Consider the following 25,472-nt stretch of genomic DNA (forward strand, 5'->3'; position numbering starts at 1 on the left):
GTGACACGGCGAACCGACTGGGCCGAGTACGTCCACCCCGCAGCCTCCGAAGGAAAGAGGCGCGGGGGTGACAGAGGCACGGCCACAGACAGCGACAGGGCGTACGACGCTGACGGGCCGTACGGTCTCGGGGCCTGGGACGCCGAGGCCGGGTACGGCGATGTGGAGGGGGACGGACGGCCGGACGATGGTCCGCGCCGCGATGACGGTCCGTACCGCGGCGACGGTCCGCGGGACGGTGACACCACGCCGAGCGGCGGCTCGCGTCGCGGCTCCGGCCGACGTGGTGACGATGCTTGGTCGTACGGGGGCGACGGGCCGCAGGGCACGGGGGAGCGGGGCGCCGGAGCCCCGCGCGGTGGCGGCCGAGGTGGACGGGGTCGCGGTCGGCGGCGTGGTTTCGGCGAATCGTCCGCCGACGGCGACCCACAGGACGGAGGCCCCTCTTCCTCGTCGAGGGCCGAGAAGGGGGAGCCCCCAGGGGACCCGACTGAGCGGGCGAGGGGCATCTGCCTGCGCCTGCTCACCGGGACCCCGCGCACGCGGAAACAACTCGCGGACGCGTTGCGCAAGCGCGAGATCCCGGATGACGTGGCGGACGAGGTGCTCTCCCGCTTCGAAGAGGTCGGGCTGATCAACGACAGTGCCTTCGCCGACGCCTGGGTGGAGTCCCGGCATCACGGCCGGGGCCTGGCCCGGCGGGCGCTCGCCCGGGAGCTGCGGACCAAGGGCGTGGACTCCGCACTGATCGACGAGGCCGTCGGACAGCTCGACTCCGAGCAGGAGGAGACGACCGCACGCGAGCTCGTCGCCCGCAGGCTGCGCTCCACGCGCGGCCTCGACCGCGACAAGCGGATACGACGCCTCGCGAGCATGCTCGCCCGCAAGGGCTACTCCGAAGGCATGGCCCTCAGAGTGGTCCGGCAGGCGTTGGAGGAAGAGGGCGAGGACACGGAGTTCCTCGATGACGGCGAGGGGTTCTGAGACGGGCCCTCGATGACGGTGGTTCCGAGACGGGCCCTTGAGGAGGCGTGAGGCTGCCTCCGGGCCGACCGGTTCCGGGCCCCGGGCACGGTGGACGCGCGGGGGCGCCCATCGCATCCGGGGCCGGAGCGGGGCAGCACAGGGCAGGGCGGAGGGGCTGGGCTGGGCGCGGGCTTCCGACACCGACGCCGGCCCCCGCGCTGACCCCCGCTTCGGCGCCAGTGCCGGAGCCCCCCGGACCCCCGATGAGTGCCCCTGACGAGTGACAACTCCCTGCCAGGGAGCCTCCGTTGCCATGAGCGAGGGTGGGGTTAACCCCCGGTCCAAGACGCTGGTCGACCGCAGTGCACAGACCCCTGTGCACAGGCGACTGTGTACGCATGGCACAGGAACCCGGCGCCACCGACCCCGCTGAGCCGGGACACACGCGTCCCGATCCCGCGAAGCCGGAGCACACAGCTCCCGACCCCGACCCCCGCCCGGCCCCCGTCGAGCTCTCCGACCTCGCCGCGCTCAAGGCACTCGCCCAGCCCCGGCGGCAGTGGATGCTGCAGCACCTCACCGTGCACGGCCCCGCCACATCCGCGACGCTCGCCAGGGCGCTCGGGCTCAACACGGGGGCCACCAGCTACCACCTGCGTGAACTCGCGCGCTACGGCTTCGTCGAGGAGACAGGCGCCACCGGGCATGGCCGCGAACGCTGGTGGCGAGCCGTCCCCGGTGACCGCCGCTTTCCGCCGCGCAGCCGCCAGAGCCCCGAGATGCGGCTCGTGATGGACGAGTTGAACCACCACGCGTACGCCGCCGACCTCGAACTCTTCGAGCAGCTCCAGCGGGACGCGGCCGACGAGCCATGGGCCGACGCCTTCCCGTACTCGCGCGGCACGATCCGGCTGACGCTCCCCGAACTGCGCGAGTTCTTCGAGGAGTACATCGCGCTCCTCAACCGCTACAAGCGCTCCGAGGCGGAGACACCGGCCGACGCGCGCACGGTACTCACCCGGTTCCTCGCCTTCCCCGCCCAGGCCGCCTCGGCGGGAGCGCCCACCCCCGATGCCTCGCCCGACTCGGCGTCAGACTCCGCTCCCGACACCGCAGACGACGGAAGAGAGACCGAGACCCCATGATGCTTCGCTACGCCCTGCGGACCGTCCGTCATCGCAAAGGCGGATTCCTCGGTGCCTTCCTCGCCCTGATGTGCGCGGCGGCCCTCATCACGGCCTGCGGCACCCTCCTCGAAACCGGACTGCGCGGCACCATCGGCACCGAGCGCTACGCCGCCACCCCCGTCGTGGTCTCCGCCGACCAGAACGTCCACCGGACCACCGTCAAACACAAGAAGGGCAAGACGAAGACCAAATACAAGGCCAAGCCCATCGCCGAACGGGCCTGGCTGTCCGAGAGCCTTACCACGAGGCTCAGCCGAGTCCCCGGCGCCGATCGCGTCATCCCCGAACTGACCTTCCTCGCCGAGCCGTTGACACCCACCGGCACCGGCGGTCGCCCCGCCTACGGCCACGCCTGGGACTCCGCGGCCCTCACTCCTTACACCCTCACCACCGGAACCCCTCCCCGCGCCCGGGACGACCTGGTCGTCGACCGCTACCTGGCCGACCGAGCCCGGCTGAAGCCGGGCGACCGCCTCACCGTCCAGTCCACCCGGAGCCCGCGCACATATCGCGTCACCGGCATCGCCGCGCCCAGCGGAGACGGGATACGCCACCAGACCTCGCTCTTCTTCTCCGCCGCCGAAGCCCGGCGCCTCGCCGCGCACCCCGGCCAGGTCACGGCGATCGGCGTCGTCCCGGCCGAGGGCACCGACACCGCCGACCTCAAAGCAGCCGTGGCCAAGGCGCTGAGCGGCACGACCGCGCAGGTCAGCACGGGTGACGAGCGCGGTCCCGTCGAGTTCCTGGACGCGGCCGCCGCCCGGATCAAGCTCGTCAGCACGGGCGGAGCGATGGGAGGCACGTCCCTGCTCGTCGCCGTACTCGTGGTCGTCGGCACCTTCGCGCTCTCCGTACAGCAGAGGCACCGCGAACTCGCCCTGCTGCGCGCCATCGCCGCCACACCAGGACAGATCCGAAAGCTCCTCGGCCGCGAGGCCCTGCTGGTCGGCGCGGCCGCCGGAGTCGCCGGAGCGCTCGCGGGGCTGCCGCTCGGCAGCTGGCTGCACGGCAGGTTCGTCGCCCTGGGCGCCGTGCCCGCCACGCTTCAGCACACCGTCAGTGTGTTCCCGCTGTTCGCCGCTGTCGCCGCCACGCTCATCGGTGCCTGGGCCGCCGCCCGTGTCTCCTCACGCCGCATCGCCCGTATTCGCCCGGCCGAGGCGCTCGCCGAAGCCGCCGCCGAGAGCGGCCGCCCCGCCTGGGGGCGCATCCTCGCCGGGCTCGTGCTGCTCGCCGGAGGTACGGTTCTCGTCGCCGTACTCAGCGTTCTGCGCACCGAGCCGGCGTCGACTCCCGTGACCTTCCTGGCCGTTGTCGTCCTCGCCTCGTCCGTCGCCCTGCTCGGCCCGCTCCTGGTGAGGGCGGCCGCGGCGGTCCTGGGCGCCCCGCTGCGACTCAGCGGCCCGGGCGGCAGGCTCGCCACCGCCAATCTGCGGGGCAACGCCGCCCGCATGGCCTCCGTCGTCACCCCGCTCACCCTCCTCATCGGTATGACCTGCACCGTCCTCTTCGTCCAGCCGACCCTTGGACACGCCGCCCGCGCCCAGGCCCGCGAGGGCATCCGCGCGGACTGGGTCCTCGCCGCCGAGGGCCCCGGCGTCCCGGCACAGGCCGCACGGCAGCTGCGTACGGACCGCGATGTCGCCACCGAAGTCGTCCGGACGACCGTCCGTGTCGGCCTCGACAAGTACGCGGCACAGGGCGTCACACCCGCCGGCCTGACCCGCACCTGGGATCCCGACGTCACCGCGGGCTCCCTCGCCGACCTCACGCACGACACCGTCGCCGTCAGCGAACTCGCCGCGGACCAGCTCCACTTGAAGCCCGGCAGCACGCTGAAACTCACCCTCGGCGACGGCACGCCCGCCACCCTCACCGTCGCCGCCGTCTACGCCAAGGGCCTTGGCTTCGGCGACCTCACCATGGCCCACGAGCTGGTCGCCCGCCACGTCGACAACCCGCTCGCGGCCACCGTCCTCGTCTCCACCGCCCGTTCACAGGAAGAACTCGCGGCCGCCGTCCGGAAGTTCCCGGGAGTCAGGGTCGTCTCACCGGCCACCGCGGACTCGTTGCAGGCCGAGCGCCTGCAGGCGAACGCCGAGGTCAACTACTTCGCCATGGGGCTCGTTCTGGCCTTCACCGCCATCGCGGTCGTCAACACGCTCGCCATGTCGGTCTCCGAGCGCGTACGGGAGTTCGCGTTGCTCCGCCTCGCCGGTGCCACGCGTCGCCAGGTACTGAGGATGCTGCGGACCGAGGCCCTGTCGGTACTGCTCCTGGCCACCACCCTCGGCAGCGGCATCGCGCTCGCCGTCCTCACGGCCTTCAGCATCGGGATGACAGGCAGCGCTGCCCCGGCCGTCACACCCCTGGTGTACGTCACGGTGGTCGCCGCCGCCGGACTGCTCGCCCTCGTCGGCACCGCGGTGCCGGGCCGGGTGGCCCTCAGGGCGCGGCCGGTCACGGTGGCAACGGCCAGGGAGTGACCTGAGTGGTCCGGGAGTAAGGGGTGATACGCAATGGTGGGGGCCCCTTACACGAAGGGGCCCCCACCGCTACATATGCCCAAGAAGGCGCCGGAGTACGCCGACAGGAGAGGCACGGTGTGCGACAGGAGCCGCCCCCGCGCACCCCGGGCAGGGCCGAGCGTCCCCGCCCCGGGCACACGGTTGGGACGTATCCCCGGGACGACGTACCCCCGAGACGACGTATGCCTGAGACGCGGCAGTCGTGAGACCGCAGTCGGATCAGGAAGTCTGACGGGAGGCCTGATCGGACGTTTGACCGGACGGACCGGACATCTGACCGGACGTCCGAGAAGACACCGGCAGGCCGGCCGCACGCCAAGCCTGGAAGCCGCCCACCAGGTCTGTCGCCCGGTGCAGTCCCAACTGGCGCAGGGACGCGGCCGCGAGGCTGGACGCGTAGCCCTCGTTGCAGACGATCACGACGCGCAGGGCGTGGCTCGTTGCTTCGGGAGCGCGATGGCTGCCCTGGGGGTCGAGGCGCCACTCCAGTTCGTTGCGCTCGACGACGAGGGCGCCGGGGATCAGCCCGTCGCGCTCGCGCAGCGCCGCGTACCGGATGTCGACCAGCAGGGCCTCGCCCGCCCGCGCGGCCTCGTGGGCGGCTTCCGCCTCGACCCGGTCGAGACCCTCACGGACCCGCTCCAGCAACTCGTCGATCCCGACCGGGCCTTCGGTTCCGACCGGGCCAACCGCTCGTACGGAACCTTCGGCGGTCACTGCCAGTCCGCCGGGCGCTCGACCTGCTCGAGGCGCAGGACCTGACCGCTGCGGCTGTAACGGCGGATCTGCGGCAGCGGCGGGTAGTACGCGTGGACGGAGACCGCGTGCTCCTCCGTGGACTCGTTGAGCACCTCGTGCACATGGTGACGACCGAAGGAACGGCCCTTGCCGGCCCCCAGCCGCCGTTCCCGGTCGATGCCCTCCGTCAGTTCGAGGGTCTTCCAGCCGTCGGTGGGCAGCCGGGCGGTGAGCGAGTGCTCCTTGAGCTCGCCCGACGCCGTGAGGAAGGCGCCGACCGACTCGGCGTGGTCGTGCCAGCCGGTGCCCGTACCGGGCGGCCAGCCGATGAGCCAGGCCTCGCTGCCGCCGGGCCCTTCGAGGCGCACCCACGTACGGCCCTCGGGGTCGAGCGGGAGAGAGGAGATCAGCTCGGCGTCACCGGCCGTGCGCCGGACGAAGTCGAGCAGCTCGGCCTGCGTGGGGCCGGGAGCCGGAGCGGCGGCAGAGGCAGCGGGCGTCAGGGAAGGGGAGACAGACACGGGTACCGTCCTGGTCAGCGTTCGCGTGGAGCGCGCGGGAACGACGTCGGCGACGCGCGCGGGTGGAGAGGATGCGAATTCAGCAGGACGGGCGACACACGCAGCCCGCATAGCGGACGAGGTCCATATGGACCCTCCGCCACAGGCGCACACAGGTGTCGGTCACGATCCGGAGTACACCATGACGGTCCGGACCGGTCAACTCAGTGTCACCGACTGGACAGACCGCACTCAGGACGTCCCCGCCGCGGCCTCCGCCGTGGCCCGGGGGCCGCCCAGGGCCGCCTCCGCCGCCTCGTACAGATCCGCCGGGCGCACCCCGCTCAACGCCGTGACCAGGTGCCCGTCCGGGCGGATCAGCAGCACCGTGTGCGCCGCAGCACCCGGGTAGCTCTCGGCGACCAGCAGCTCGGCGTGGTGCGGCAGCGCGGTCACGGCGGCCGCGAGACGCGGCATGATCCCGGCCGTCACCCAGTGCTTGCGCTCCCACACCCCGGTCCCCGGCGCGATCAGCAGGACCAGCAGCGCCCCGCGGCCCAGCCGGTCCCGCAGCCGTACGAAGGAACCGTCCTCCGCCGTCACCCGTACATCGGCGACCTGGTCGCCCACCGCCGTGCCGACCTCGGCCGACGACTCGGCGCGTGGAGGCGCGAGAGGCGAATCGGCGTACGCCCCCGGCGCGCCCAGCGGGCCGCGCCCCAGATGACCGTCGGTGAGCAACGAGTCATGGCCGCGGGCCGACCCGGGCACCGCGGAGCGCAGTCCTCCGGCACGCAGTATCGGCAGTGCCTGGTCGGCGGCGCGCAGGCGTGCGGCGACGACCGCGCGCCGCTCCACCTGGTAGCTGTCGAGCAGCGCCTCGCGCGGGCCGTGGTGCCAGGCGAGGGACAGCTTCCACGCGAGGTTGTCGGCGTCCCGCAGACCGTCGTCGAGGCCCTGCGTGCCGAGCGCACCGAGCAGATGCGCGGCGTCCCCGGCCAGGAAGACACGTCCGGCCCGCCACCGGCGCGCCAGCCGGTGATGCACCGTGTGGACCCCGGTGTCCAGCAGCTCGTACGGAGGTGTGGTGCCCCCGCTCCAGCCCGCGAGGGTCTCGCGGACGCGCGCCACCAGCAGGTCCGGTGTGACCAGGTCCTTGCCCGGCGGCAGCAGCCAGTCCAGGCGCCACACGTCGTCGGCGAGCGGGCGTGCGGTCACCTCTCCGGCCGAGGGGCCGGACGTCCGCCACGGCGGCATCCGGTGCAACAACGCCTCACCGGGCCACGGAAGTTCCGTACGCAGTGCGGCGACGGCGTGTCGCTCCACGGCGGTGCGACCGGGGAAGCGGATGTCCTGGAGCTTGCGCACCGTCGAGCGCGGTCCGTCGCAGCCGATCAGGTAGCTGCCGCGCCACCACGTGCCCTTGGGTTCGCGGGTGTGCGCCGTGATGCCGGAGGTCTCCTGCTCGATCGAGTCGAGGCGGCTGTCCACGGCGACCTTGACCAGGCGCTCGGTCGCGATGGCGGCCCTGAGCGCGGCGGTCAGTACGTGCTGGGGGACGTGCAGCGGTGCGGGCTCGTCGTCGCCGAACGTGATCTGCCGCATCACCTGCTTGCGCCGCATCGACCGCCATCCGGCCCAACGGAAACCGGCCTCGGCGAGCGGGAACCCCGTCAGCCGCTCGATCAGCGCGGTGGTGTCCTCACGCAGTACGACGGTCCGCGCGAGCCTCTGTTCGTCCTTGCCGGGACCCTCGTCCAGAACGATGGACGGGACCTCCTGGCGGGCCAGCGCCAGGGCGAGCGTGAGTCCGACGGGCCCCGCTCCGACGATGATCACCGGGTCCACGGCGCGGCGCCCCCTGCCCGGAGAGGTGTACCGAGGGACTTACCGGGAGTGGCAGGTGGAGCGGGGTGCACGATCACAGAACGTATGCAACCCATTGCCGGTGCTTGCGTCAAGTGACGGAGGCAGTGGCGATCATGCCACTGCCTCCGGTTGCTCACATCTCGTCAGTTCTTCGTTGTGCGCGGGTCGTTCACGGACCCTTGTCGACCTCGTGGGTGACGTCCACGTGGTCGCCGGGTGCGCTGAGCTCGTCGACCGCGTCCACTCCGAGGACCGCGCCGGTGGACTTCTTGCCGCGGCGCAGCCTGCCCTCCAGCCAGCTCGCGAAGCTCGTGAGGGCGAAGTTGATCACGATGTAGATCACCGCGACGATCGTGAAGCTGGCGATGACGTTCGCGTAGTAGGCGCTCATCGGGCTGACGGACGCCATCAGGTCGGGGAAGGTGAGGACGGCGCCGCCGAGCGCCGTGTCCTTCACGATCACCACGAGCTGGCTGACGATCGCCGGCAGCATCGCCGTGACCGCCTGCGGCAGCAGGATGAACCGCATCACCTGGTTCTTGCGCAGACCGACCGCCGAGGCGGCCTCGGACTGGCCCCTGGGCAGCGACAGGATGCCTGCCCGGACGATCTCCGCGAGGACCGAGGCGTTGTAGAGCACGAGGCCGGTGACGACCGCGTACAGCGGACGGTCGTCCGCGCTGACGTTCGTGTACTCGGAGAACAGCGCCAGGCCGAAGATCATGAGGACCAGCACCGGGATGGCGCGGAAGAACTCCACCACCGCGCCCGCCGGGATGCGTACCCAGGCGTGGTCGGACAGCCTCGCGATACCGAGGACCGCACCGAGCGGCAGCGCGATGACCATGGCGAGCGCCGCGGCCTTGAGCGTGTTCTGCAGCCCCGGCCAGAGGTAGGTGCTCCAGGCTTCGGTGCCGGTGAAGAAGGGCTTCCACAGCACCCACTCCAGCTGGCCCTTCTCGTCGAGCATGGTGTACGCCCACCACAGCACGGCGGCGAGGGCGGCGAGGAACACCACGGAGAACACGATGTTCCGCCGCTTGGCCCGCGGGCCCTGGGCGTCGTAGAGGACCGAGCTCATCGCTTCACCGCCACCTTCTTGCTCACCCAGCCGAGGATCAGACCGGTCGGCAGTGTCAGACACACGAATCCGAACGCGAAGACCGCGGAGATCGCGAGGAGCTGCGCCTCGTTCTCGATCATCTCCTTCATCAGCAGCGCCGCCTCGGCGACACCGATCGCTGCGGCCACCGTCGTGTTCTTCGTCAACGCGATCAGGACGTTGGCCAGCGGGCCCACGACCGAACGGAACGCCTGGGGCAGTACGACCAGCGTCAGCACCTGTGTGAAGTTCAGGCCGATGGCGCGCGCCGCCTCGGCCTGGCCGACGGGCACCGTGTTGATGCCGGACCGCAGTGCCTCACACACGAACGCGGAGGTGTACACGATCAGACCGAGTACCGCGAGCCGGAAATTGGTGGTGGCGGTCTGATCCGAGCCCAGGGTGACCCTGAACGTCTGGTTGAGGCCGAGCGACGTGAACAGGATGATCACGGTGAGTGGGATGTTCCGCACGATGTTGACGTAGGCGGTACCGAAACCGCGCATCAGAGGCACCGGACCGACCCGCATGGCGGCCAGCAGGGTCCCCCAGATCAAGGAGCCGACGGCTGAGAGGACGGTGAGTTGCACCGTCGTCCAGAAGGCTTCCCACAGGTCGTAACCTTCAAGAAAGTCGAACACGATCTCCCGCGCTTCCGCGTGTGTGGAGGGCTCTTTCCAGCAGGTGCGCCGCCCTCCGGGGCGGCGCACCTGTCAGATCAGGACCCGCTTCACTTGACGATGTTGCCGATCTGGGGGGCGGGCTCGTTCTTGTAGTCGGCCGGGCCGAGGTTTTCCTTCACGGCCGTGTCCCAGGCCTTGTCGGAGACCATCTTCTCCAGGGCCGTGTTGATTTTGGCCTTGAGGTCGCTGCCCTTCTTGACGCCGATGCCGTAGTTCTCGTTGGTCATCTTGAAGCCGCCGAGCTTGAACTTGCCCTTGTAGTTCGCCTGCGAGGCGTAACCGGCGAGGATCGAGTCGTCCGTGGTCAGCGCGTCGATGGCGCCGCTCTGCAGACCGGACAGGCATGCCGAGTACGCCGGGTACTCCTGCAGTTGGGCCTTGGGGGCGAGCTTGTCCTTGACGTTCTGCGCCGAGGTGGAGCCCGTCACCGAACACAGCTTCTTGCTGTTGAGGTCGGCCGGCGTCTTGATCGAGTCGTCGTCGGCACGGATCAGGACGTCCTGGTGGGCCAGGAGGTACGGACCGGCGAAGTCGACCTTCGCCGCGCGCTCGTCGTTGATCGAGTAGGAGGCGGCGATGAAGTCGACGTCACCACGCTGGAGCATGGTCTCGCGGTCGGCGCTCTTCGCTTCCTTCCACTGGATCTGGTCCTCGCTGTAGCCGAGTTCCTTGGCGATGTACGTCGCGACGTCGACGTCGAAGCCCGCGTAGCCGTCGGGCGTTTTCTGGCCGATGCCGGGCTGGTCGTACTTGATGCCGATGGTGATCTTCTTGTCGCCGCCGGAGGAACCGGTGTCAGCGCTGTCGCTGTCCTTGTCGTCCGAGCCGCAGGCGGTGGCCGTGAGGGCGAGTGCGAGGACGGCGGCCGAGGCGGCGGTGACCTTGCGGAGCTTCATGATGAACATCCTTTGAGTGGTGAAGATGTGCGATCCGTCGGTGGCGGGTGACGCAGGCCGTCAGTGGTGCAGGATCTTCGACAGGAAGTCCTTCGCCCGGTCGCTGCGGGGGTTGCTGAAGAACTGGTCCGGCACAGCCTCTTCGACGATGCGTCCGTCCGCCATGAAGACGACGCGGTTGGCGGCCGAACGGGCGAAACCCATCTCGTGTGTGACTACAACCATCGTCATCCCGTCACGCGCAAGCTGCTGCATGACTTCGAGGACCTCGTTGATCATCTCCGGGTCGAGAGCCGACGTCGGCTCGTCGAAGAGCATGACCTTGGGGTCCATCGCCAGCGCCCGCGCGATCGCGACACGCTGCTGCTGACCGCCGGAGAGCTGGGCGGGGTACTTGTCAGCCTGCGTGGCGACACCCACCCGGTCGAGCAGCCCGCGGGCCTTCTCCTCCGCGGTCTTCTTGTCCGCCTTACGGACCTTGAGCTGGCCCAGCATCACGTTCTCGAGCACCGTCTTGTGCGCGAAGAGGTTGAACGACTGGAAGACCATGCCGACGTCGGCCCGCAGCCGGGCCAGTTGCTTGCCCTCCTCGGGCAGCGGCTTGCCGTCGATCGAGATGTCTCCCGAGTCGATCATCTCCAGGCGGTTGATGGCGCGGCACAGGGTGGACTTTCCGGACCCGGAGGGCCCGATGACCACGACGACCTCACCACGCGCGATCGTCAGGTCGATGTCCTGAAGCACGTGCAACGCACCGAAGTGCTTGTTGACGTTCTTCAGTACGACCAGATCGTCGGCCGCGGGTACGGCGTCCTTGGTCACCGATACTTCGGTCATCGGCCTCTTGCTCCGTCCTCCTCGGTTGCGGAGGACAGTAGTGATGCCGCACGACCAGCGTCATTACATCTGAGGGGAAATTGAGCATAACGATCTGGTAGCAACCGGACACTCTTCGTGAAGGCCGCGGCGGGCACGTACCGGCTGCGTAACGGAAGTCGGCCGCGCCCCGAACACACTTGACGCCGTCAGCCTCATCGGACTGACTTCCAGGGGGCACGCGCGCGTGCCCACGTCTATCCACCGAAAACGTACGACCGATGAACCGAAGGGGGCCGGGATGAGACTGCTCCTCGTCGAGGACGACAACCACGTGGCCGCCGCTCTGTCCGCGGTCCTCGCACGTCACGGCTTCGACGTCACGCACGCCCGCAGCGGCGAGGAGGCTCTCCAGGCGCTCGTCCCCGAAGGCGCCGGCTTCGGAGTGGTGCTCCTCGACCTCGGCCTGCCCGACCAGGACGGCTACGAGGTCTGCGGCAAGATCCGCAAGCGCACCAGCATCCCCGTGATCATGGTCACCGCGCGTGCCGACGTGCGCTCCCGTATCCACGGCCTCAACCTCGGCGCCGACGACTACGTGGTGAAGCCGTACGACACCGGGGAACTCCTCGCCCGTATCCACGCCGTCAGCCGGCGCACCGTCGCCGACGAGGCCGCGGCCCCCGGCGAGACCGCACTGCACCTCGGGCCCGTACGGATCGAACTGCCCACCCGTCAGGTCAGCGTGGACGGTTCGGTTGTCCAACTGACCCGCAAGGAGTTCGACCTTCTCGCCCTCCTCGCCCAGCGTCCCGGCGTCGTGTTCCGTCGGGAACAGATCATCAGCGAGGTCTGGCGCACCAGTTGGGAGGGGACAGGCCGCACCCTGGAGGTGCACGTCGCGTCCCTGCGCTCCAAGCTGCGCATGCCGGCCCTGATCGAGACCGTGCGCGGCGTCGGGTACCGGCTCGTCGCGCCCGCCGCGTAGCGGGGCCAGGTGCGCGCACGTCTCCTCCCGCTGCTCATCGTCCTGATGGCGGCCGTACTGCTCGCCCTCGGCGTCCCACTCGCCGTCAGCCTGGCGGCCGCCCAGCAGCAGAAGGTGGTCGTCGACCGGATCGACGACACGGCCCGCTTCGCGTCCCTCGCACAGTTCGTCACCGACCCGCCCAAGGGCTCACGGGTCGACTCCTCGGACGAGCGCCTCAACACGCTCGGCAGGGAACTCATCAAGTACAACGGGCTGTACGGCATCAAGGTCGGCGTGTTCTACCGCGACAACATCATGGCCAAGGCGCCCGCGGACTGGTACATCCCCGCGAAGGGCGAGGCCCGCGACGCCTTCGAGGAGGCCTTCCAGAGCCGCCGCAGCCACGACCCCGAACAGGTCTGGCCATGGCAGCGGGACCGTCTCGTCGTGGCGTCCCCCGTCATCCGGGACGGCGACGTCATCGCCGTCGTGGTCACCGACTCGCCCACCGGGCAGATGCGCTCGAAGACCCTGCGCGGCTGGCTGGTCATCGGCGCCGGCGAGATCGCCGCGATGATCCTCGCGCTCAGCGCCGCGCTGCGGCTGACCGGCTGGGTGCTGCGGCCCGTACGAGTCCTCGACGCCACCACCCACGACATCGCGACCGGCCGTCTCAAGTCCCGTGTCGCCGTCGCGGGCGGGCCGCCGGAACTCAGGCGCCTGGCCCGGTCGTTCAACGAGATGGCCGACAACGTCGAGGACGTGCTGGAGCAGCAGCGCGCCTTCGTCGCCGACGCCTCGCACCAGCTGCGCAACCCCCTGTCCGCCCTGCTGCTGCGCATCGAACTGCTCGCCCTGGAACTCCCCGAGGGCAATGAGGAGATCGCCTCCGTCCGCACCGAGGGCAAGCGCCTCGCGCAGGTCCTGGACGACCTCCTGGACCTCGCGCTCGCCGAGCACGCCGAGGCGGATCTGCGGCTCACCGACATCGGCGAGCTGACCGCCGAGCGCGTGGCGTCCTGGTCGCCGCTCGCCGACGACAAGGGCGTACGACTCGTCGGGACCTGCCCCGCCACGACCGCGTGGGCCGACCCCGTCGCCCTCTCCAGCGCCCTGGACGCGGTGATCGACAACGCGCTGAAGTTCACCCCCGAAGGAGAGTCCGTCGAGGTCGAGGTGGCCTCCAACGGCGAGGTCTCGACCATCGTCGTCACCGACCTCGGTCCCGGCCTCAGCGACGAGGAACTCACCCGCGTCGGCGACCGCTTCTGGCGCAGCCCCGGCCACCAGAACGTCAAGGGCTCGGGCCTCGGCCTGTCCATCTCCCGGGCCCTGCTCTCGGCGGGCGGCGGCACCATCGCGTACGAGCACCACGAGCCGCACGGCCTCAAGGTGACCGTGAGCGTGCCGCGGACAGTGCCGGGAGCCTGAAGGGGCCGCCACGAGCCCTCATGAGGCCGTTTGTCGAGGGCCAGACGGGACCGACGGCATCCACGCGGCGGGGCCCACGGCGGCCGGAGTCGCCCGAGCCGCAGCCGTCGCCCCGCAGTCGTCGCCCCGCGAACCGCTACGGCTTGACCGAGCGGTAGTAGCGCCTCGCGCCCTCGTCCAGGTCCAGCGGATCGGTGTAGATGGCGGTCCGCAGGTCCACGCGCTGTGCCGCGTGCACCTTCTCGCCGATGCGGTCGCGACTGTGGATCACCGTGCGGGTCATCCCCTCGGTCAGCGTCGCGTCCGTTCCCGCCCGGGTCACGAGCAGGTTCGCCACCGCCACCGTCTGCACGGAGACTCCGGACTGGGCACGGGGATAGGCCTCCGCCGGCATGACGGCGGACCGGTAGTACTCGGCCTCCTGGCCCTGGTCGTGCAGCTTCTCCACGAGGTCGGGGGTGATCGGGACCAGCCTGATGTCGAACCTGTTCGACAGGTCGGTCACCGCACTCGTCGGGAGCCCGCCGGACCAGAAGAAGGCGTCGATCTTCCCCGATTCGAGCAGCCTCGGCATGTCTCCTATGCCGACGGACACCGGCTGGATGTCCTTGTCCAGGCCGAGGTCGGCCGCTCTCAGCACATGCTCGGCGACGAGCCGCACCCCGGAGCCCGGCTGCCCCACCGCGACCTTCTTGCCCTTCAGCTGCCCGATGGACTCCACGGAGGACGTCTGGGGGACGACCACGTGCACGTAGTCGTCGTACAGCCGGGCGCAGCCGCGCAGCAGGTCCGCGCCCCGGCCGCCCTCCCGCTGGTACTTCGCCACCGCGTCGGCGGCCGCGATGGTGAAGTCGGCCTGCCCGGTCGCCACCCGCCGCACGTTCTCCTGCGAACCGACGCTCTCCCGCAGCTCCACGTCCAGGCGTGGCATGTCCTTCGCGAGCGCCTCCTGCAGCAGCGTCCCGTACAGCTGGTACACGCCGGTCGCCGAGCCCGTACTGAAGGACACCGTCCCGCCAGGTGAGCTCTTGCCCAGGGGCAGCAGCCACCACAGGAGCAGCCCGAAGGCCACGAAGGCGGCGGCCGAACCCTGCAGGGCCCGGCGTCTGCCGATACGGGAAAATGCCTGGAACATGCGCGCGATCCTGCCAGCACACCGCCCACGATGACCAGGGCCGGGCTCCCGGAGGCGGACGCCGCGGTCCGCACGCCCCCGCACGACAGGCTCCAGGGCGGGACGTACTCCGCGCACCGCCTACCCTTGTCGCATGAGCAGCAGCGACCGGAGCCGTGCAGTGGACCTGACGAGAACGTATGAAGTACGCACTTACGGATGTCAGATGAACGTCCACGACTCGGAACGGCTCTCCGGACTGCTCGAGGACGCCGGATACGTACGCGCGCCCGACGGCTCCGACGGTGACGCCGACGTCGTCGTCTTCAACACCTGCGCGGTACGGGAGAACGCCGACAACCGTCTCTACGGGAACCTCGGCAGGCTCGCGCCGATGAAGACGAAGCGGCCCGGCATGCAGATCGCCGTCGGTGGCTGCCTCGCCCAGAAGGACCGCGACACCATCGTGAAGAAGGCGCCCTGGGTGGACGTCGTCTTCGGTACGCACAACATCGGCAAGCTGCCCGTCCTCCTGGAGCGCGCCCGCGTACAGGAAGAGGCACAGGTCGAGATCGCCGAGTCGCTCGAAGCGTTCCCCTCGACGCTGCCGACCCGCCGCGAGAGCGCGTACGCGGCCTGGGTCTCCATCTCCGTCGGCTGCAACAACACGTGCACCTTCTGCATCGTCCCGGCGCTGCGCGGCAAGGAGAAGGACCGGAGGACCGGCGACATCCTCGCCGAGATCGAGGCACTGGTCGGCGAGGGCGTCTCCGAGATCACGCTGCTCGGGCAGAACGTAAACGCTTACGGCTCCGACATCGGCGACCGTGAGGCCTTCAGCAAGCTCCTGCGGGCCTGCGGGAAGATCGAGGGCCTGGAGCGGGTGCGCTTCACCTCTCCGCACCCGCGCGACTTCACGGACGACGTCATCGCCGCGATGGCCGAGACACCGAACGTCATGCCGCAGCTGCACATGCCGATGCAGTCCGGTTCGGACACCGTCCTGAAGGCGATGCGCCGCTCGTACCGGCAGGAGCGGTACCTCGGGATCATCGACAAGGTCCGCGCCGCGATCCCGCACGCCGCGATCACCACCGACATCATCGTGGGCTTCCCCGGCGAGACCGAGGAGGACTTCGACCAGACCCTGCACGCGGTCCGCGAGGCCCGCTTCGCGCAAGCGTTTACGTTCCAGTACTCCAAGCGCCCCGGCACCCCGGCGGCCACCATGGAGGGACAGATCCCCAAGGAGGTCGTGCAGGCGCGCTACGAGCGTCTCGTCGCCCTCCAGGAGGAGATCTCCTGGGACGAGAACAAGAAGCAGGTCGGCCGCACGCTGGAGCTCATGGTCGCCGAGGGCGAGGGCCGCAAGGACGGCGCCACGCATCGCCTCTCTGGCCGCGCCGCCGACAACCGCCTGGTGCACTTCACCAAGCCCGACACCGAGGTCCGCCCCGGCGACGTCGTCACCGTCGAGATCACGTACGCCGCTCCGCACCACCTGCTTGCCGAGGGCGCCGTCCTCGATGTGCGCCGCACGCGCGCGGGGGACGCATGGGACAAGCGCAACGCCACCGAGGCCGCGAAGCCGGCGGGCGTCATGCTGGGGCTGCCGAAGATCGGTGCGCCCGCCCCGCTGCCGGTCGCCACGGGCAGTGGCTGCGGCTGCGACTGAGAGCCCGGCACAATCAGGACGGGAAATGAGGGCCCGGCATAATCCGCACGGGAAAGGAGCACCACATGCTGCCGTACCCCGTTGCGTTCACCGAGCAGGCCGCTCAAGTGCGCGACAGCCTGACCGCCGACCGGCGCGACCTGCTGGAGCGTGGCCTGGCCATACTGGTGACCGACCCGCGGCACAAACTCTCCCGTTCCGTGCTGGGTGACGAGTCCACTCGTGAGATCGCCCTGTCACGCAACCTCTTCATCGAGTACGTGATCAGTGAGGGCAAGCTGGTGGTGCTCGTGCTCACGGTCATCGACCTGACCGACGTGCTCCTGGAGGAGTGACGCCCGGGCGCCGGGGAGTGCCGTCCGGCCGTCGCACGGGGCTACGCTGCCGATCATGCTTGTCGCCGCCGCCGTCTGTCCCTGCCCGCCTCTTCTCGTGCCCGACGTCGCTGCGGGCGCCGCACCCGAACTGGACGCCGCACGTGCCGCCTGCACGGACGCGCTGGGGGTACTGGCCGCCGCGCGGCCCGACCGGCTGGTGGTCGTGGGTCCCGCCGAGCAGAGCGGGCGTGGGCCGCATGCGGAGGGCGCTCGGGGCACGTTCCGCGGCTTCGGCGTGGAACTCGACGTCCGGCTGGGCCGGAACGGGGCCCGGCCGCCGGAGGGCCCGGCCGGATCCGGACCCGTCGAGGGCACTGATCGGCCCCTGCCGCCCTCGCTCGCGGTCGCGGCCTGGCTCCTCGGCCGTACGGACTGGTCGGACGCCCCCGTCGAAGGTCTCGGCGTGGGGGAACCTCTCGCGGCCGAGCGGTGTATCCAAAGCGGAAGGGAAATCGCCGCGCGTGCCGAGCGGGTGGCGTTGCTGGTGATGGGCGACGCCAGCGCGTGCCGCACGCTCAAGGCACCCGGGTATCTGGACGACCGGGCGGCGGGCTTCGACGCGGAGGTGGCGCGTGTGCTCGGAGCGGCCGACGTGGCCGCACTCAAGACACTGGACGCGGAGCTGGCGTCCGAGCTGAAGGTCTCCGGCCGCGCCCCCTGGCAGGTGCTCGCCGGCGCGGCCGAGGGCGCGGGGCTCGCGGGCGCGCTCCTGTACGAGGACGCGCCCTACGGCGTGGGGTACGTGGTGGCGGCCTGGTCGTAGTGGCTGGACCGGGCTTCTGGCGTAAGACCTGGGATTGGACCTGGGCCTGGCGTGGGGCCTGGACCTGAGGTCGGGCTTGGACTAGGGCCTGGGCCTGGGCGGAGGCTTGGGCCTGGAGTAGGCCCTGGCCTGGCGTAGAACTCGGGTCGGCCGGTCCGATTGCCCGAGATGGTCGGTCATAGCGCCAGAGGCGGTTGTGACCGCGCTCGTCCTGGCCCCGAGCTGGTCGTAGTGCCCGCGCGTCGGGTACGCGGTACCGGCCTGGACGCCCTCTGCGCCTCTGCCGGGGATTCGGGCAGCGGCGAAGCCGTCAGACGCGAGGCGGCGGGTAGGGGGCAACACGCGGGCGGCCGGCCGCGAGGGCGTGGGGCGTCAGGGTGTTGCCAACACGGCGGACGGCCCGGAGCTCAACATGCTCCGAGGCCGTCCGCCGATGTGGTGTCGCTCAGGATGCCGAGGGCGGTGATGCCGGGGGAGACGGGGGCATCGCGCCACCGTCCGTACCGTCACCCTCCTTGTGCGCGAGTCGGTCCAGGGCGCCTTTGGCCTTGCCCGTGCCCGTCTGGATCTTGTCGCTGTACTTGCCCTTGGTCTTCTCATCGGCCAGTTTCGCGGCCTTGTCGAGACCCTGCTCGATCTTGTCGATCTTTCCCCCGTGCTGCTGCGCGAGGTCGGAGGCCTTCTCCTTGGCAGGCGCGAGCCTGGCCTTCACGTTGTCCAGGAGACCCATGGTTCACCTTCCCTCGCGGGACAGTTACTTGCGGGCGCCCTCGCCGGCCTCGCTGTCGGCCGCCTCCTCGGCGGACTGCTGCTTGGGGATCTCGACGCCCTCCGCCGCGGACTCGTCGGACTCCGCCGACTCCGACTCCGTCGCCGCTCCGGACGAGGCCTCGGTCTCGGCCTTCGCCGACCCCTTCGGTGCGTCCTCCGCGGTGTCCTCCGCCGTGTCCTCCGGATCCGCCCCGGACTCGGCCGTCACAGTGCCGGTCTCGGGTTCGGCGGTCGACGCCTCCTCCGAACCCTTGGACTTAGGCCCATCCTTACGAAGAAGTCGTGCAAAAACGCCCATATCATCTCCATACTCTACTCATGTGGGCGAAATTCCGCGTTGCCCGGTGCGTCCCATTGCGTCGCCCGGGTCACCGGCCCTCACGACCGGCGGCTGGAACCTCGCAACAGGCAACGACCCCGGTCCCGCGCCGTCACGTCGCTCGTTCGAGAAGAGGCCCCGAGGTTTGCGAGACTGTTGCGGTGAGTAGTCCTGCCCCCGCCCCGCGGGTCATCGCCGTCGTCGGTCCCACCGCGGCGGGAAAGTCCGATCTCGGCGTCCATCTGGCCCAGCGCCTGGGCGGCGAGGTCGTCAACGCCGACTCGATGCAGCTCTACCGGGGGATGGACGTCGGTACCGCCAAGCTGACGCCCGGGGAACGGGGCGGCATTCCGCACCACCTCCTGGACATCTGGGACGTGACGGTCACCGCGAGCGTCGCCGAGTACCAGCGCCTCGCGCGCGACCGCATCGACGCACTCCTCACCGAGGGCCGCTGGCCGATCCTCGTCGGCGGCTCCGGGCTGTACGTTCGGGGAGCCGTCGACAACCTGGAGTTCCCCGGCACCGACCCCGAGGTACGGGCCCGCCTGGAGGAAGAGCTCACTCTGCGTGGCTCCGGTGCCCTGCACGCCCGGCTGGCCGTCGCAGACCCCGAGGCCGCCCACGCGATCCTGCCCAGCAACGGCCGCCGGATCGTCCGGGCCCTGGAGGTCATCGAGATCACCGGCAAGCCCTTCACCGCCAACCTCCCCGGCCACGACTCCGTTTACGACACCGTGCAGATCGGCGTCGACGTGGCACGCCCCGAGCTCGACGACCGCATCGCCCTGCGGGTGGACCGCATGTGGCAGGCCGGCCTCGTCGAGGAAGTGCGCGCACTGGAGGCGCAGGGGTTGCGCGAAGGGCGTACGGCGTCGCGTGCCCTCGGCTACCAGCAGGTGCTCGCGGCGCTCTCGGGGGAGTGCACGGAGGAAGAGGCGCGTGCCGAGACCGTACGGGCCACCAAGCGCTTCGCGCGCCGTCAGGATTCCTGGTTCAGACGCGATCCGCGGGTGCATTGGCTGAGTGGGGCTGCGGCGGATCTCACAGAACTTCCGCAGCTCGCGCTGGCGTTGGTCGAACGACCGGTCACAGCCTGATCACGTCCTGGCATCGGGACGCTCCGGCCGTCATCCCGGTCTCCGAGGCCGTGCCATCATCGAGCTTCGATCGACCAAGTGGAGTCCGAGTTGGGAGGGCGCGTGGCGATGGAGGCCGGCCCTCGTGACACCGCACAAGGCGCGGAACAAGGCACCGCCGCCGGCGGGGCGCACGACACCGCACAGGAGCAGCAAGACCCCGATGAGGACCGACTGAGCCCGGACGGGCCCGACGAGATCACCGGCGGGGTCACCGCCGACGGTCCCGAGCCCGACGAGATGTTCCCCGGGCCCGAGGTCGAGGTCGAGCTCCGCCCGCAGCGCCGCATGCGCATCTGGCAGCTCGCGCCCATCGTGAGCCTCGCCGCACTCGGCTCCCTGATGTTCGCCTTCCCGCTCGCCTTCGACTTCGGCGACAGCGGGGCCATGATCGCCATGCTCGGCCTGCTGATCTGCTCCTGTGCCGCCGGCTGGGGCATGATGGCGGCCCGCCGCGTGGGTTACACGTGGCCGGGCCTCCCGCAGCGCGGCTCCGGCCGTCGCCCGGACTGGCGGGTCGCCATCGCGTACGCCGTGGTCGTCGCCGCGGTCGTGGTGCTCGCCGTGTGGCGCGTCGCCCGGCTGCGCTGAGCCTCCCGGGCAGCCTGCACCCGCGTGTGCGGTCCTGCCCTGGGTCCGGTGTGGTCCGGCTGCCGGACTGATCGGCCGGGTTGTCGTACCGACCCCTTACGATCGAGGAATGAGCACGCGGATCGCCTTCCTCAAGGGGCACGGGACCGAGAACGACTTCGTGATCATCCCCGACCCCGAGAACGTCATCGACCTGCCCCCGGCCGCCGTCGCCGCCCTGTGCGACCGCCGCGCGGGCATCGGCGGAGACGGTCTGCTGCATGTCGTACGGTCCGCGGCGCACCCCGAGGCCCGGTCGATGGCGGCCGAAGCGGAATGGTTCATGGACTACCGCAACGGCGACGGCTCGGTCGCGGAAATGTGCGGCAACGGAGTGCGTGTGTTCGCCCACTACCTCCAGCGCGCCGGACATGTGGCCGAAGGCGACATCGCGGTCGCCACCCGCGGAGGCGTCAAGACGGTGCACATCGCCAAGGAGGGCGACATCACCGTCGGCATGGGCAAGGCGCTCCTCCCCGAAGGGGACGTCACCGTGAGCGTCGGCGAGCGCAGCTGGCCCGCCCGCAACGTCAACATGGGCAACCCCCACGCGGTCGCCTTCGTGGAGGACCTCGACCACGCCGGAGATCTGTACACCGCGCCGCCGTTCAGCCCCGCCTCCGCGTACCCGGACGGCGTGAACGTCGAGTTCGTCGTCGACCGTGGTCTTCGTCACGTCGCTCTGCGTGTCCACGAGCGCGGCTCCGGCGAGACCCGCTCGTGCGGCACGGGCGCGTGCGCCGTGGCCGTGGCGGCGGCACGCAGGGACGGCGCCGACCCCGCGGTGACCGGCGCACCGGCGACGTACACGGTCGATGTGCCCGGCGGGCGTCTGGTGATCACCGAGCGGCCCGACGGCGAGATCGAGATGACCGGGCCCGCGGTGATCGTCGCAGAGGGTGAGATCGACGCCGGATGGCTCGAAACCGTGACCCCTTGAACCTTCGCTCGAATGGGTGATCCGTTTCACGCTCGGCGAGAGGCGGTCAGCCGGGCGTGGTGGGCTCGGTAGCATCAAGCACCGGCCCGGACGGGGGAACGACGCCATCCCCAGAGCCGCGCAGTACGCCATGGGGCACCCCGTCCGCCGGTCCACGCAGCCGGAGGTGCCCATGAGTGCGGAGGCCACGAACCCCGCGACGCCCGGCCCCATGACGCCCGGGGCACAGCGCAGGAGAAGCCGCCCCCGGATCGACCTGCGACGCCTCGGCCGGGCCGCTCTCCTGGGGCCCACGGTCCGCGGCCGGCTGCCCGACGCGATCGGTCACGTGGTCGAGGCCCATCGCGCCCACCACCCCGACGCCGACCTGGACCCGCTGCGCCGCGCCTACGTCCTCGCCGAGTCCTCGCACCGCGGCCAGATGCGCAAGAGCGGTGAGCCGTACATCACGCATCCGCTCGCCGTGACGCTGATCCTCGCCGAACTCGGCGCGGAGACCACGACTTTGACGGCGTCTCTGCTCCACGACACCGTCGAGGACACGGAAGTGACGCTCGATCAGGTGCGTGAGGAGTTCGGCGAGGAGGTCCGCTATCTCGTCGACGGCGTGACGAAGCTGGAGAAGGTCGACTACGGGGCGGCCGCCGAGCCCGAGACGTTCCGCAAGATGCTCGTCGCCACCGGTAGCGACGTACGCGTGATGTCGATCAAGCTCGCCGACCGGCTGCACAACATGCGCACCCTCGGCGTGATGCGCCCCGAGAAACAGGCGCGCATCGCCAAGGTGACGAGGGACGTGCTGATCCCGCTCGCCGAACGCCTGGGCGTGCAGGCACTGAAGACCGAGCTGGAGGACCTCGTCTTCGCGATCCTGCACCCCGAGGAGTACGCCTACACACGCCAACTCATCGTCGACAACGCCTCACGCGCCGACGATCCCCTCGACGAGATCGCCGAAGAGGTGCGGGTGGTCCTGCGCGAGGCCGGACTGCAGGCCGAAGTCCTCATCCGGCCACGGCACTTCGTCTCCGTGCACCGCGTCTCGCGCAAGCGCGGCGAACTGCGCGGCTCCGACTTCGGACGCCTCCTGGTGCTCGTGAACGAGGACGCCGACTGCTACGGGGTCCTCGGCGAACTGCACACCTGTCTCACACCCGTGGTCTCGGAGTTCAAGGACTTCATCGCCGTCCCCAAGTTCAACCTGTACCAGTCGCTGCACACCGCGGTCGCCCGCACCGACGGCCAGGTCGCCGAAGTCCTCATCCGTACGCACCAGATGCACAAGGTCGCCGAGGCCGGCGTCATCGCGCTCGGCAATCCCTACGCTCCTCCTTCGGAGGAGCAGGCGGACGGCGACGGCACGCGCGCCGGCGACGCGGTGGACGGCGAGCGCGCCGACCCGACCCGTCCCGGCTGGCTCTCCCGCCTCCTCGACTGGCAGGAGGCGGCCCCGGATCCCGACACGTTCTGGTCGACACTCCGCGAGGACCTCGCCCAGGACCGGGAGATCACCGTCTACCGGCCCGACGGCGGCACGCTCGGGCTGCCCGCGGGCGCCAGTTGCGTCGACGCCGCGTACGCCCAGTACGGCGAGGACGCGCACGCCTGCATCGGCGCCCGTGTCAACGGCCGTCTGGTGAGGCTCAGTACGGTTCTGAGCGACGGCGACACCGTGCAACTGCTCATGGGCCAGGACGCGGCCTCCGAGCCCTCCAGGGAGTGGCTGGAGCACGCGCACACGCCCGTCGCGCGGATCGCCATCACCCGCTGGCTGGCCGCGCACCCGTCGCCCGCGACGCCGCCCGAGGCTCCCGCCACGACCCGCCGCCCGTCCGCGGACGCGCCCGCCGCGCGCCCGGCCGCCGCGGACGTCGTCGTCGATCAGCCCGGCGCGACCGTACGTCTCGCGGGCTGTTGTACGCCCGTGCCGCCCGACGACATCACCGGCTTCGCCGTACGCGGTGGAGTGGTGACCGTGCACCGCGTCGAGTGCGCGGGCGTGACCCGCATGAAAGGCCTCGGGCGCACTGAGGTCGCAGTGCGGTGGGGCGACACCTCGGAGTGCCGCGTCACACTCTTCGTGGAGTCCTTCGGCCGGCCCCATCTGCTCGCCGACCTCACCGAGGCCATCGCCCTGGAGGGTGTCGACATCGTCTCGGCGACCGTCGAACCGCCCAGCCAGCAGCGCGTACGCCACACCTACACGCTCCAACTCCCGGACGCCGCCCACCTTCCCGTGCTGATGCGGGCGATGCGCAACGTTCCGGGTGTCTTCGACGTGGGCCGCGCACAGCACCAGACGACGACTCCGTAGAACAGCACCAGACGACGACTCTGTAGAACAGCGACTCGGCGGAAAGCGCCCGTTCGGGTGGGCTCGGCGCGAGTCGTCGCCGTGGGGCGGGCGGTCGCTGATAGCCGTGGTCCATGCTGCGCACCCCCAGGACCACCCCCCGCACCGGGACTCCACGCCAGAAGGCCCCCAGACGGCTCCGCACGGCGTGGCTCGCCTCCGCCGCCTCCGTCTGCCTCATCGCCGCCAGCGCCCCCGCTCCGGCTCCGCTCGGCATCGGCGACCGGCTCTTCCCGCACCTGGGCAACCCCGGGTACGACGTCACGGCGTACGACCTCGCCTTCACCTATACCGGCAGCAACAGCAAGCCGCTGCCGGCCGTCACCACGATCGTGGCAAGGCCGACAGACTGGCTGGAGCAGGTCAATCTTGACTACTCGCTCGGAACAGTGCGATCCGTCGAGGTCAACGGCGAGCCTGCGGAGTTCCGGAGTGCCGGGGAGGACTTGGTGGTCACACCCGCGGAGCCACTGCCGCCCGGCATCCGGATGCGGATCACCGTGTACCACCACAGCAACCCCGTGTCGAGCAAGGACCAGGACAGCGGCTGGGTGCGGACCGAGGACGGCCTCGCGATGGCCAACCAGGCCGACGCCGGACACCGGGTCTTCCCGAGCAACGACCACCCCTCGGACAAGGCCCTGTTCACCTTCCGGGTCACCGCGCCCAACGGCTACACGGCCGTCGCCAACGGGCTGCCCCTGGACGTGAACCGGCGCGCCGCGGCGACCACCTGGACGTACCGGACCGGGCACCCCATGGCCACCGAGCTGGCCCAGATCTCCATCGGCCGCTCCTCCGTCCTGCACCGGAGCGGGCCGGACGGCCTTCCCGTACGCGACGTCGTGCCCACCAAGGACCGCGAGCTGCTGGAACCGTGGCTCAAGAAGACACCCGACCAGATCTCCTGGATGCAGGAGAAGGTCGGCGACTACCCCTTCGAGACGTACGGGCTGCTGATCGCCGATGCCCGCACCGGGTTCGAACTGGAGACGCAGACGCTCTCCCTCTTCGAGAAGGAGCTCTTCACCCGGCCCGAGTACCCGAAGTGGTACGTCGAGGCGATCATGGTGCACGAGCTGGCACACCAGTGGTTCGGCGACAGCGTCTCCCCGCGCACCTGGTCCGACCTGTGGCTCAACGAAGGCCACGCCACCTGGTACGAGGCCCTCTACGCCGAGGAGAAGGCCGACAGGCCCATGGAGACGCGGATGCGGGCCGCCTACCGGGCCTCCGACACCTGGCGCGCCACGGGAGGCCCGCCCGCCGCGCCCAAGGGGGCCGCGCCGGGCGAGAAGCTCAGCATCTTCCGCCCGAACGTCTACGACGGCAGCGCCCTGGTCCTGTACGCGCTGCGCGAGGAGATCGGCCGCCGCTCCTTCGAGCAACTGCAGCGGACCTGGGTGAGCACCCACCACGACGGGGTCGCGGACACCGCGGACTTCATGCACCTCGCCTCGGGCATCGCGGACCGTGACCTGAGCGGATTCTTCGAGGCATGGCTCTACGGGGAGAAGACCCCGCCCATGCCGGGCCACCCCGACTGGCGCAGCGAGAAGCCCGTGGAGAAGCCCGCAGCGAAGCCTGCGGAGAAGCCGGCAGGGAAGCCCGCCGAGAAGCCGGCAGCGAAGCCCGCCGAAAAGGCGGCAGAGAAGCCCGCCAAGCCCACGCGATAGCCCCGAAAACCCCGTGACGAGACGGGCCG

Annotated in this window: 24 protein-coding genes; 13 read left to right on the top strand and 11 right to left on the bottom strand. The window is 70.5% G+C overall.

The genetic code is table 11. From position 1 onward, the window contains the following. From recX to ACFWXQ_RS08115, 3 genes are all read left to right on the top strand, one after another. Positions 1–984, top strand: coding sequence for a recombination regulator RecX (gene recX / locus ACFWXQ_RS08105; RefSeq protein WP_383943633.1), 984 nt, complete (start codon positions 1–3; stop codon positions 982–984). Between the two features lie 380 nt (positions 985–1,364). Further along, positions 1,365–2,111: an ArsR/SmtB family transcription factor gene (locus ACFWXQ_RS08110; protein WP_383943635.1), complete on the top strand. Its 747-nt coding sequence runs from the start codon at positions 1,365–1,367 to the stop codon at positions 2,109–2,111. Next, the gene (locus tag ACFWXQ_RS08115) at positions 2,108–4,639 is read left to right on the top strand and encodes an FtsX-like permease family protein (protein WP_386267819.1); all 2,532 of its coding nucleotides are present in this window, start codon (positions 2,108–2,110) and stop codon (positions 4,637–4,639) included. Before ACFWXQ_RS08110 ends, ACFWXQ_RS08115 begins: the two co-directional genes overlap by 4 nt. A 261-nt stretch (positions 4,640–4,900) precedes the next feature. On the opposite strand, the gene ACFWXQ_RS08120 is transcribed toward ACFWXQ_RS08115, so the two are convergent. The 8 genes from ACFWXQ_RS08120 to ACFWXQ_RS08155 form a co-directional block, all read right to left on the bottom strand. Further along, complete coding sequence (locus ACFWXQ_RS08120) at positions 4,901–5,398, bottom strand: rhodanese-like domain-containing protein (RefSeq protein WP_383949860.1); 498 nt, start codon at positions 5,396–5,398, stop codon at positions 4,901–4,903. Beyond that, positions 5,395–5,940, bottom strand: coding sequence for a cysteine dioxygenase (locus ACFWXQ_RS08125; RefSeq protein WP_383949857.1), 546 nt, complete (start codon positions 5,938–5,940; stop codon positions 5,395–5,397). The genes ACFWXQ_RS08120 and ACFWXQ_RS08125 overlap by 4 nt, the downstream gene beginning before the upstream one ends. Before the next feature lie 79 nt (positions 5,941–6,019). After that, complete coding sequence (locus tag ACFWXQ_RS08130) at positions 6,020–6,106, bottom strand: putative leader peptide (RefSeq protein WP_313960178.1); 87 nt, start codon at positions 6,104–6,106, stop codon at positions 6,020–6,022. Positions 6,107–6,171: 65 nt separating this feature from the next. Further along, positions 6,172–7,767, bottom strand: coding sequence for an FAD-dependent monooxygenase (locus ACFWXQ_RS08135; RefSeq protein ID WP_383949854.1), 1,596 nt, complete (start codon positions 7,765–7,767; stop codon positions 6,172–6,174). Between the two features lie 190 nt (positions 7,768–7,957). Next, the gene (locus ACFWXQ_RS08140) at positions 7,958–8,869 is read right to left on the bottom strand and encodes an amino acid ABC transporter permease (protein WP_383949851.1); all 912 of its coding nucleotides are present in this window, start codon (positions 8,867–8,869) and stop codon (positions 7,958–7,960) included. Further along, positions 8,866–9,531, bottom strand: a complete 666-nt coding sequence (locus tag ACFWXQ_RS08145) for an amino acid ABC transporter permease (RefSeq protein WP_383949847.1) — start codon at positions 9,529–9,531, stop codon at positions 8,866–8,868. The genes ACFWXQ_RS08140 and ACFWXQ_RS08145 overlap by 4 nt, the downstream gene beginning before the upstream one ends. A gap of 89 nt (positions 9,532–9,620) precedes the next feature. After that, complete coding sequence (locus ACFWXQ_RS08150) at positions 9,621–10,469, bottom strand: glutamate ABC transporter substrate-binding protein (protein ID WP_383949844.1); 849 nt, start codon at positions 10,467–10,469, stop codon at positions 9,621–9,623. A 60-nt stretch (positions 10,470–10,529) separates the two neighbouring features. After that, positions 10,530–11,306, bottom strand: a complete 777-nt coding sequence (locus ACFWXQ_RS08155) for an amino acid ABC transporter ATP-binding protein (protein ID WP_383949841.1) — start codon at positions 11,304–11,306, stop codon at positions 10,530–10,532. A gap of 280 nt (positions 11,307–11,586) precedes the next feature. Between ACFWXQ_RS08155 and ACFWXQ_RS08160 the strand changes: the two genes are divergently transcribed. Both ACFWXQ_RS08160 and ACFWXQ_RS08165 read left to right on the top strand, forming a co-directional pair. Further along, positions 11,587–12,273, top strand: coding sequence for a response regulator transcription factor (locus ACFWXQ_RS08160; RefSeq protein WP_200395513.1), 687 nt, complete (start codon positions 11,587–11,589; stop codon positions 12,271–12,273). A 9-nt stretch (positions 12,274–12,282) separates the two neighbouring features. Beyond that, positions 12,283–13,686, top strand: a complete 1,404-nt coding sequence (locus ACFWXQ_RS08165) for an ATP-binding protein (protein ID WP_383949837.1) — start codon at positions 12,283–12,285, stop codon at positions 13,684–13,686. Positions 13,687–13,822: 136 nt separating this feature from the next. On the opposite strand, the gene ACFWXQ_RS08170 is transcribed toward ACFWXQ_RS08165, so the two are convergent. Then, positions 13,823–14,821, bottom strand: coding sequence for a TAXI family TRAP transporter solute-binding subunit (locus ACFWXQ_RS08170; RefSeq protein WP_383949835.1), 999 nt, complete (start codon positions 14,819–14,821; stop codon positions 13,823–13,825). Between the two features lie 133 nt (positions 14,822–14,954). Here ACFWXQ_RS08170 and miaB point away from each other — a divergent pair, with 133 nt between their 5' ends. From miaB to ACFWXQ_RS08185, 3 genes are all read left to right on the top strand, one after another. Continuing rightward, on the top strand, positions 14,955–16,475 hold the full coding sequence (gene miaB, locus ACFWXQ_RS08175) for a tRNA (N6-isopentenyl adenosine(37)-C2)-methylthiotransferase MiaB (protein ID WP_383949832.1): 1,521 nt from the start codon (positions 14,955–14,957) through the stop codon (positions 16,473–16,475). A 65-nt stretch (positions 16,476–16,540) separates the two neighbouring features. After that, positions 16,541–16,810: a hypothetical protein gene (locus ACFWXQ_RS08180; protein ID WP_383949829.1), complete on the top strand. Its 270-nt coding sequence runs from the start codon at positions 16,541–16,543 to the stop codon at positions 16,808–16,810. A 55-nt stretch (positions 16,811–16,865) separates the two neighbouring features. Beyond that, positions 16,866–17,615, top strand: coding sequence for a class III extradiol dioxygenase subunit B-like domain-containing protein (locus ACFWXQ_RS08185; protein ID WP_383949826.1), 750 nt, complete (start codon positions 16,866–16,868; stop codon positions 17,613–17,615). A 445-nt stretch (positions 17,616–18,060) separates the two neighbouring features. Here the strand turns inward: ACFWXQ_RS08185 and ACFWXQ_RS08190 are convergent, their stop codons facing one another. Both ACFWXQ_RS08190 and ACFWXQ_RS08195 read right to left on the bottom strand, forming a co-directional pair. After that, positions 18,061–18,345, bottom strand: a complete 285-nt coding sequence (locus ACFWXQ_RS08190) for an antitoxin (RefSeq protein ID WP_383949824.1) — start codon at positions 18,343–18,345, stop codon at positions 18,061–18,063. A gap of 24 nt (positions 18,346–18,369) precedes the next feature. Beyond that, complete coding sequence (locus ACFWXQ_RS08195; protein ID WP_383949821.1) at positions 18,370–18,684, bottom strand: hypothetical protein; 315 nt, start codon at positions 18,682–18,684, stop codon at positions 18,370–18,372. A 182-nt stretch (positions 18,685–18,866) separates the two neighbouring features. Here ACFWXQ_RS08195 and miaA point away from each other — a divergent pair, with 182 nt between their 5' ends. The 5 genes from miaA (at position 18,867) to ACFWXQ_RS08220 (ending at position 25,443) form a co-directional block, all read left to right on the top strand. Next, positions 18,867–19,805: a tRNA (adenosine(37)-N6)-dimethylallyltransferase MiaA gene (gene miaA / locus ACFWXQ_RS08200; protein ID WP_383949818.1), complete on the top strand. Its 939-nt coding sequence runs from the start codon at positions 18,867–18,869 to the stop codon at positions 19,803–19,805. A 108-nt stretch (positions 19,806–19,913) separates the two neighbouring features. Beyond that, a complete protein-coding gene (locus tag ACFWXQ_RS08205) occupies positions 19,914–20,435 on the top strand; it encodes a hypothetical protein (RefSeq protein ID WP_383949864.1) in 522 nt (173 codons plus the stop codon). A 109-nt stretch (positions 20,436–20,544) separates the two neighbouring features. After that, complete coding sequence (gene dapF / locus ACFWXQ_RS08210; RefSeq protein WP_383949816.1) at positions 20,545–21,414, top strand: diaminopimelate epimerase; 870 nt, start codon at positions 20,545–20,547, stop codon at positions 21,412–21,414. A gap of 172 nt (positions 21,415–21,586) precedes the next feature. Further along, positions 21,587–23,728, top strand: a complete 2,142-nt coding sequence (locus tag ACFWXQ_RS08215; protein ID WP_383949813.1) for a RelA/SpoT family protein — start codon at positions 21,587–21,589, stop codon at positions 23,726–23,728. Positions 23,729–23,841: 113 nt separating this feature from the next. Continuing rightward, positions 23,842–25,443: a M1 family metallopeptidase gene (locus ACFWXQ_RS08220; RefSeq protein WP_383949810.1), complete on the top strand. Its 1,602-nt coding sequence runs from the start codon at positions 23,842–23,844 to the stop codon at positions 25,441–25,443. Positions 25,444–25,472 lie beyond the last annotated feature (29 nt).

The sequence above is a fragment of the Streptomyces sp. NPDC058697 genome (assembly GCF_042715345.1).
Classification (GTDB): domain Bacteria; phylum Actinomycetota; class Actinomycetes; order Streptomycetales; family Streptomycetaceae; genus Streptomyces; species Streptomyces liliifuscus.